Source organism: Sphingomonas sp. RB1R13 (assembly GCF_036663775.1).
Taxonomy (GTDB): domain Bacteria; phylum Pseudomonadota; class Alphaproteobacteria; order Sphingomonadales; family Sphingomonadaceae; genus Sphingomicrobium.
The window spans coordinates 1-1,026 of the sequence record NZ_JAXOJM010000121.1 but is presented as its reverse complement, the minus strand read 5'-3'; the positions used below and the strand labels follow the sequence as shown (position 1 = coordinate 1,026).

Sequence of the window (1,026 nt, the reverse complement as noted above, 5' to 3'; positions counted from 1 at the left end):
CAAACAGACAAAGGTCGCAATTCAGAATGATTTGGTTGGAAGCCCTGTTCCTGGGGCTGCTGCAGGGTATCACCGAGTTCCTGCCGGTATCGTCGAGCGCGCATCTCCGTATCGCGGGCAGCCTGTTGCCCTCCGGCAGTGACCCGGGCGCGGCCTTCACCGCCATCACCCAGATCGGCACCGAAGCGGCGGTGCTGCTTTATTTCCGCAAGGACATCTGGCGTATCGCGATGGCGTGGCTCGGCGCGGTGATCCGCCGCCCCGCCACCCTGTCGCCCGATGCGCGTATGGGGTGGCTGGCGATCCTGGGCACTTTGCCGATCGCGATCCTGGGCCTGGCGTTCAAGCATCAGATCGAAGGGGGGCTGCGCGACCTGCGCATCACCGCGACGATGCTGATCATCTTTGCCCTGGTGCTAGGCGCAGCGGATCGGCTGGGCGCCAAGCGCAAGCCGCTGGAGCGGCTGGGATCGCGCGACGGACTGATCCTGGGCTTTGCGCAGGCGATGGCGCTGGTCCCCGGCGTGTCGCGATCCGGCGGGACGATCAGCGCGGGGCTGTTGCTCGGCTATACCCGCGAGGCGGCGGCGCGTTACTCCTTCCTGCTGGCGATCCCGGCGGTGCTGGCGTCGGGCCTTTTCGAGTTGGCCGACAGCTGGGGGCGGTTCGGGGCATTCGGCCCGGGGCCGACCCTGCTCGCCACGCTTGTTGCCTTTGCCAGCGGATACGGGGTGATCGTCGTATTCCTGCGGCTGGTATCGACTCGCGGCTATTGGTCCTTCGTCATCTATCGAATCGTGGCAGGCGCGGCGGTCTTTGCGCTGCTCGCCCTGAACGTCATTCCAGCGCGCTAGGCCGATCCACCCAGTCGCGCCGCAGATGCGGGCCCGCCAGCCCGACCAGCAGCGCCGCGACCGCGTAAAGCCCCAGCCCGGCCAGCATCGCATAACGCAGCGCGTCCGTCCCATAGAGCGGCGCCAGTGCATCGGACAGCGCGCCCAGTGCATAGATGCCGCCGCCCAGCCC

At 67.5% G+C, this 1,026-nt stretch carries 1 protein-coding gene and 1 pseudogene; one reads left to right on the top strand and one right to left on the bottom strand.

Going from position 1 to position 1,026, the window contains the following annotated elements:
• Positions 1-854 (top strand): undecaprenyl-diphosphate phosphatase (locus U1700_RS15415; RefSeq protein WP_332753538.1); only part of this gene is annotated, 854 nt, incomplete at its 5' end.
• On the opposite strand, the pseudogene U1700_RS15410 reads toward U1700_RS15415, so the two are convergent.
• Positions 838-1,026 (bottom strand): annotated as a pseudogene (locus tag U1700_RS15410) (MFS transporter); the annotation flags it as partial. The gene U1700_RS15415 and the pseudogene U1700_RS15410 overlap by 17 nt on opposite strands.